The following is a 6,320-nucleotide window of genomic DNA, read 5'->3' on the forward strand; positions in this document are numbered from 1 at the left end:
TTCTCTTTATAGGACAAATAAAGCAAAAATCGGCTACACTGTAGGCTAGGTTGTAATAAGTGAAGTGAGTATGAAAAACAGTCAATCTACAAAGGCTTACAGCGGTGACTTAGAGCAACAGCTGTTAAATGTGCTCGAGTTTGTAACGCAGGAGCCAGATCCTAAACACCAATGGCCAGAGAGACAAGATCCCGAACAAGCTTATAAAAAAGGCCTCTACTACATAAAAGAAAAACAATACTCCTTGGCAGCTAAATGGATTAGGTTGGCTGCGATGTCTGGGGATAATAAGGCGCAATTCTACTTGGGGCTTCTGTTTCTTAAAGGACAAGGTGTACCTAAGAGTGTATTCCATGGTGTCGCTTGGCTTAGTCTAGCCCAAAGCCAAGGTAATATGGCAGCAGAAAGCACTTTGAAAGAAGTAAGACCACATTTAACTACAAAACGTTATTTAGATGCTCAATGCTATGCCGCAACGTTATATGAGCAAATCCATCAGCTAAATCATTTTAAAACAGAACGTTAGCCTACATCAGGAATGGGCACCACAAAAAAGAGTAAAAAAACATCACATGTAACCTTGATCAAAAGTGCTGTATGAAATACTGTATACACACTGTATAAACAATCAGTATTAAAATTATGTTACATACTTCGACCATATTAAAAGCAAGTGCGGCAGACCTATCAAATCAGGTTAACTTTAATATTGTAAATACATATGATGAAGCAACCACCAGCTTAGAACTTATGAAAATATTGGGTTTTTGCAATTCCAAAGCTGGTTGGACATTATTAATAGCACCTGCCCAAACGATAAATAAATCTATGCTCGATGACTTCGGCATCGACATTAATAAGCTGCTAGTTTTAAAGCTCAAAGATCTGATAAACTTAGAACACACTCTAGATTGCGCTCTGCACAATGGTAACTTTGCTGCTGTAATCACTTGGCCGGGGATTTTATCAGCCCGACAAATGCAACAGCGAAGCTTAAATAACTCCGAAACCGCCCTATTTTGTTTTAAGGAAGTTTGCAAACTACCAATGTCAGGGGTTGCACATTAATTATTAGGTTTTATATGTGTTTTTGTGGTCAAGCTCTGCCTTTTGAACAGTGCTGTAACCTTTTTATTGCTGGACAGAGCAAGCCAGAAAATGCCGAGCAGTTAATGCGCTCCAGGTATAGCGCGTACTGTGTAAAAAATGGTGAATATATAGTCAGCACCTATGCATCGGAAAAACGACATGAGCATACAGTGGAAGACATACTCTTGTTTGCCAATCAGGTTGAGTTTGTTAATTTAGAAGTCATCCACTCTGATCAGGACCAAAGCTTCCAGTACGTTGAATTTAAGGCTTCTTATATAGAGGATCAACAACTAGAAGTACTCCATGAGCGCTCTCGATTTATTAAAGAAGGTGGCAAGTGGATGTATCTCGATGGTAACTTGTTTCCTTGTGAGGGGAAAAAAGTAAGCCGAAACGATCCTTGTCCGTGCTTAAGTGGGAAAAAGTTTAAAAAGTGTCACGGCTAATCTCAATTATTCTGTGAATATCGTTGCTTAATTGCACACTCGTTGCATTGCCACTGTATAGGTACTTCTTTTTGCCCTCTAAGAGGCCTAGCTTGCTATACTGCAACTCGTAACTGAGATTGCATTTCACCACTGGCAAGCTGGTCATAGAACCCTGCAGCATCCATCTCCCGTTCTTGTAGTTTTATTTCGGGGTTCTGCTGCTTAAAAAGCTTAGCTCGCACAGCTGGCTCTAAATTCTCTACGACAGAAAGAGGAACATGCAATTTATCGTCTCGTATATGAAGCGGTTCTGGGTCTAAGTATTCATTCAACTTAATATCTTCCAAACCTCCATCCTTTACGAAATAACGATTGTATTGACCAATCAGAAAGTCATACTCCTGTGGTGCTAGTGGCTTCTTGGGCCCAACTTGCAACTCCTTTTTAAGCGCATCTTCTGATTTATCTTTCTCGTCAACCGCTGAACGAGGAAAGTCAAATTGACTGAAATCTAACGCATCTTGAGACAATGCACTCAGTAGCAACGCGAAGTCTCCTCGTCGCGATTCACGCACACTTACGTTCAGGGCAATACCTAACTGTGCTTCCTTGAGTAACAATTGTTCTATCTGCATGGATTTTCGCCAAAAAATTCAAAGTCTGAAAATTTATCGGCATTTTTTGAAAAAACTTTAGGACATTTCTTTACATCGTCAAAAACTTTGATATTATCAGCGCCGTTGTTGAGGAGGGGTTCCCGAGCGGCCAAAGGGATCAGACTGTAAATCTGACGGCTCAGCCTTCGCTGGTTCGAATCCAGCTCCCTCCACCATCAACGACAAAGTACAATTCGGAGGGGTTCCCGAGCGGCCAAAGGGATCAGACTGTAAATCTGACGGCTCAGCCTTCGCTGGTTCGAATCCAGCTCCCTCCACCACTTTGTACTTTAGCTCACTTTATGTGGAGGGGTTCCCGAGCGGCCAAAGGGATCAGACTGTAAATCTGACGGCTCAGCCTTCGCTGGTTCGAATCCAGCTCCCTCCACCACTTTCTTATCTTATTCCGACATTATTTCAATTTTAATTACCAATCTTTTAGTATTCTTCCATATCCGTTAAGATATTTCTTTGCATCTATATAGTTTTGATCAAAATGCGAAACAATGGACCAAAAAGCGGTGTTGTGAGCCATGACATGATAGTGTGCAAGCTCATGTACGATTACATAGTTAATGACCCACTTAGGTGTGCCTAACAGCGCGCAGTTGAACGCAAGCGTCCCATTTGACGACAAACTTCCCCACCTTCTTTTATAGAATCTTACTTTTAGTAACTTGTAATCCGACTGCATTAAAGACTTGTATTTGGGTAGTGTGAAATGTAAGTATTCACTTAAGCCTTCAGTGAACAATTGCTTCACCTCTAAAATGGCTGTTGCTTGATGCTCTCGCCAGTCGGAAGTCAAATACACCAGGTGGTTATCATGATCGATTTCACTTTTAGACGCACCGTATACCAAGTCATACTTGTGGCCAAACACCATAATTTTTTTTGAAGACCACAAAGTATCACTCGGCGCTTCGTTTACTGAGTTTTGCTTCTTCAGCACCCACTTTTGTTTTGATTTGACCCAATCATTTAACCAGGTTTTGCAAATATTTTGCGGCGCATACACACTTACACCCGAAGGGTGCACTTTAATTGCAACCGTTTTTCTTCTTTTACTTAATTTGAGTTGATAATTGAATTCCATAGAAAATTTGCTGCTTTTTCATTTAAATCTGAGAATTGCTGCTACCTTTATACTTATCTGGAGAAAAAATAAGCTACCATGACCAACAAACCTAAATGCCAGTATATCTCACCTGACGGCCATAGTTGCCAAGAAATTGATATGGGTTCCGGATATTGCTTTTGGCACGACGCTAAGTTTGACAAAAGTGGTTTAGAGCTGTCCCAAAAACTTGAACGTTATGCTAAAAAAGGAGGATTATTACAAGGATTAGAGTTAAAAAGGGCAAACCTTGATGGGTTAAACTTGGTTAAGTTTAATGACCATAATGGATATGACCTTTCTTACAGCAACTTTTATCGTGCTAACTTGCACGGTGCTCACCTGTTCAATAGCACAATTAAAAATGCATCGTTAATGAAAGCTGATCTACGAGATGCAAACCTTCACTGCTGTAAACTCCAAAACACAAATATATTAGGTATTAAGCTCAATGCAACAAGAATTGACAACCTCGTGCTAGGTGGCAAATTACTTCAAGAAAGTCAGGCTATCGAAGCTTCTAAGCAAAAAAACTACGATGAAGCACAAGACTTGTACCTGCAAAGCGAAGAGATTTATCGACTACTAAGAAAAGGGGCTGAGCAACAAGGTTTATTTGAGATGGCCGGTAAGTACACATACAGCGAATTGCGTATGCGTCATGCTCAATATCCCAAATATTCAAAAAAGAGGCTTGTTTCTAGTTTTATAGATATGCTCTGTGGCTATGGTGAAAAGCCAGAAAACGTTATCAGATTTAGCTTAGGAATGATCCTTTTGTGCGCACTCTGTTACTTTGTACTCGGTATTAATTATAATGACGAAACCATACGTATTAATACAACAGCCTCTTTAGAAGATAATCTCCATGCAATGTTAAATTGCTTCTACTTTAGCGTTGTTACTTTTACAACGTTAGGCTATGGCGATATAACTCCTGTGGGAATTACTCGCCTCATAGCCACAATAGAAGCGTTTATTGGTAGCTTTTCTCTAGCCTTATTCGTCGTTGTCTTTGTGAAACGAATGACTCGCTGACTTTGGCTTGTATAGACTTAATCTTTGATTTCTCTTGCAAGTTCATCGAGAAACCTACGCATGAACTCGGTGCGACGCTGCGCTTCTTTTTTGGCTGCTTGAGTATGCATCTGTGATTCAATATGTAAGAGCTTTATAAAGAAATGATCAAGCGTATAGTTCTTGTCATCGGGTTCCCTGTCCGCACAGAAAGGGTCTCCAGTATGATATAAATGCCTCGCTATGGCACCACCTACCTTCATACAACGACTTACACCGATAGCACCTAAGGCATCCATCCGATCAGCATCCTGAACAATTTGTGCCTCTAATGTCGTCGGTGGTACGTTTGCACTAAAGCTATGCGCTACAATTGCATGATGTATTCCTTCTAAGTTTTCTTGAGGATACCCAATTTCAATTAAGAACCTCTCCGCTTTGTCTGCTGCCAGCTTTGACGCTTTTGCCCTATCAGGGTGGTTTTTGGCGACAGCTACACAATCGTGAAGCCATGCAGCTGGGACTACAATGTCCAAGTCGGCCCCTTCTTCAATGGCCAACTGTTTCGCTGTTTTTACTACCCTTTGGACATGAGAAAGATCATGTGCCGTATCTGCAAAGGGTGTTCCAAGCATAAATTCCTTAAATACTTGCTCAAAGTCGTTCATATTCCCAATCATTTTTACTTAAACCTTATCCTTCACATTGTATGTTGGAACCCCCTTCACTAAAATGACAGGATTCTACTTAGTAAGGAATTTATATGTCTTGTGCGCTGTATTTACAACCCGGCCGAGAAAAATCTCTTAAAAGAAAACACCCTTGGATATTCTCCAAAGCGATTAAAAAGATTAAAGGTAAACCTGGACTTGGTGACCTTGTAAAAGTATACAGCCATGATGGACAGTATTTGGCAACGGCAGCATATAGCCCGAGCTCCCAAATTAGAGCAAGGATATGGACCTTTGATGAGTCTGAACAGATTGACCAAAACTTTTTTAAACGCCGCCTGAGCCGTGCTCTTCAAGTAAGAGAGTATGTGATTGATGAAGGCGGTCTAACGGGATACAGATTATGTGCGGCTGAATCAGACGGGTTGCCCGGTATCACGATCGACAAGTTTGACAACTATCTTGTATGCCAGCTTTTAAGTGCAGGTGCTGAACGGCATAAAGGCGAAATAGTTGCAGCATTACGCGAGCTATTTCCAAAATGCGCGGTCTATGAACGCTCTGACGTAGATGTCAGAAAGAAAGAAGGGCTTGAAAAAATAACTGGGCCACTTCATGGTAACGCACCAAACGAAGCCGTATTGATTGAAGAGAATGGCTTAAAATTAGAAGTCGATATCATCAATGGACATAAAACTGGTTTCTACTTGGATCAACGAGATAGTCGCGCTGCACTGGAGAGGTTTTCAAAAGGTAAAACGGTCCTAAATTGCTTTTGTTACACTGGAACGTTTAGTTTGTATGCACTCAGAGGTGGGTGCGATGAAGTTATAAATGTCGATGTATCACAACCAGCATTAGACACTGCAAAAAGAAATGTAGAGCACAATAACCTAGATTTAAGCAAAGTAGACTTTGTCAAAAAGGATGTTTTTAAACTGCTTAGAGAATACCGTGAAATGGGCAAGCAATTCGACACCATCGTCATGGACCCCCCAAAATTTGCAGAAAGCAAAGCGCAATTAACAGGAGCGTGTCGGGGATACAAAGATATAAATATGCTAGCTATGCAATTACTTAAGCCCGGCGGCACGTTACTAACATTCTCCTGCTCAGGGTTGATGGACCAAAACTTGTTTCAAAAAGTAGTTGCTGATGCAGCTTTGGATGCGAAGCGCGACCTAATCATCGTTGAGAGATTGAATCAAGCTCCGGATCACCCAATTGCAGGCTTTTACCCAGAAGGGTTTTACCTGAAGGGACTTATTTGTAAAGTATATTAAAACAAAAAGGGAGCATTATGCTTAATGCCGATCAATTAAGAAACATTTAATGATCC

Annotated in this window: 8 protein-coding genes and 3 tRNA genes; 8 read left to right on the forward strand and 3 right to left on the reverse strand. The window is 40.9% G+C overall.

Features of this window, described 5'->3' with window-relative positions; all coding sequences use genetic code 11:
- Positions 1-70: 70 nt before the first annotated feature.
- From N482_RS00685 to N482_RS00695, 3 genes are all read left to right on the forward strand, one after another.
- On the forward strand, positions 71-526 hold the full coding sequence (locus N482_RS00685; protein ID WP_063375268.1) for a tetratricopeptide repeat protein: 456 nt from the start codon (positions 71-73) through the stop codon (positions 524-526).
- Positions 527-642: 116 nt separating this feature from the next.
- The gene (locus N482_RS00690; protein ID WP_063375269.1) at positions 643-1,068 is read left to right on the forward strand and encodes a SulA-like leucine-rich domain-containing protein; all 426 of its coding nucleotides are present in this window, start codon (positions 643-645) and stop codon (positions 1,066-1,068) included.
- 14 nt (positions 1,069-1,082) lie between these two features.
- Entirely contained in the window at positions 1,083-1,538 is a 456-nt protein-coding gene (locus N482_RS00695) for a YchJ family protein (RefSeq protein WP_063375270.1), read from the forward strand.
- 95 nt (positions 1,539-1,633) lie between these two features.
- On the opposite strand, the gene N482_RS00700 is transcribed toward N482_RS00695, so the two are convergent.
- Entirely contained in the window at positions 1,634-2,155 is a 522-nt protein-coding gene (locus tag N482_RS00700) for a VC2046/SO_2500 family protein (RefSeq protein WP_063375271.1), read from the reverse strand.
- Positions 2,156-2,267: 112 nt separating this feature from the next.
- On the opposite strand from N482_RS00700, the gene N482_RS00705 reads away from it, so the two are divergent.
- From N482_RS00705 to N482_RS00715, 3 genes are all read left to right on the forward strand, one after another.
- A tRNA-Tyr gene (locus N482_RS00705) sits at positions 2,268-2,352 on the forward strand.
- Between the two features lie 20 nt (positions 2,353-2,372).
- Positions 2,373-2,457 (forward strand) — tRNA-Tyr (locus N482_RS00710).
- Positions 2,458-2,482: 25 nt separating this feature from the next.
- Positions 2,483-2,567: transfer RNA gene (locus N482_RS00715), tRNA-Tyr, on the forward strand.
- 36 nt (positions 2,568-2,603) lie between these two features.
- Here the strand turns inward: N482_RS00715 and N482_RS00720 are convergent.
- Positions 2,604-3,272 (reverse strand): M48 family metallopeptidase, encoded by a 669-nt coding sequence (locus N482_RS00720; RefSeq protein WP_063375272.1) that lies wholly within the window; start codon positions 3,270-3,272, stop codon positions 2,604-2,606.
- A gap of 78 nt (positions 3,273-3,350) precedes the next feature.
- Here N482_RS00720 and N482_RS00725 point away from each other — a divergent pair, with 78 nt between their 5' ends.
- The gene (locus tag N482_RS00725; protein ID WP_063375273.1) at positions 3,351-4,331 is read left to right on the forward strand and encodes an ion channel; all 981 of its coding nucleotides are present in this window, start codon (positions 3,351-3,353) and stop codon (positions 4,329-4,331) included.
- A 17-nt stretch (positions 4,332-4,348) separates the two neighbouring features.
- Here N482_RS00725 and N482_RS00730 read toward each other — a convergent pair whose 3' ends face one another.
- A complete protein-coding gene (locus N482_RS00730; protein WP_063375274.1) occupies positions 4,349-4,990 on the reverse strand; it encodes an HD domain-containing protein in 642 nt (213 codons plus the stop codon).
- A gap of 83 nt (positions 4,991-5,073) precedes the next feature.
- Here N482_RS00730 and N482_RS00735 point away from each other — a divergent pair, with 83 nt between their 5' ends.
- The gene (locus tag N482_RS00735; protein WP_063375275.1) at positions 5,074-6,264 is read left to right on the forward strand and encodes a class I SAM-dependent methyltransferase; all 1,191 of its coding nucleotides are present in this window, start codon (positions 5,074-5,076) and stop codon (positions 6,262-6,264) included.
- Positions 6,265-6,320 lie beyond the last annotated feature (56 nt).

It is taken from the genome of Pseudoalteromonas luteoviolacea NCIMB 1942 (assembly GCF_001625595.1).
Taxonomy (GTDB): Bacteria; Pseudomonadota; Gammaproteobacteria; order Enterobacterales; family Alteromonadaceae; genus Pseudoalteromonas; species Pseudoalteromonas luteoviolacea_A.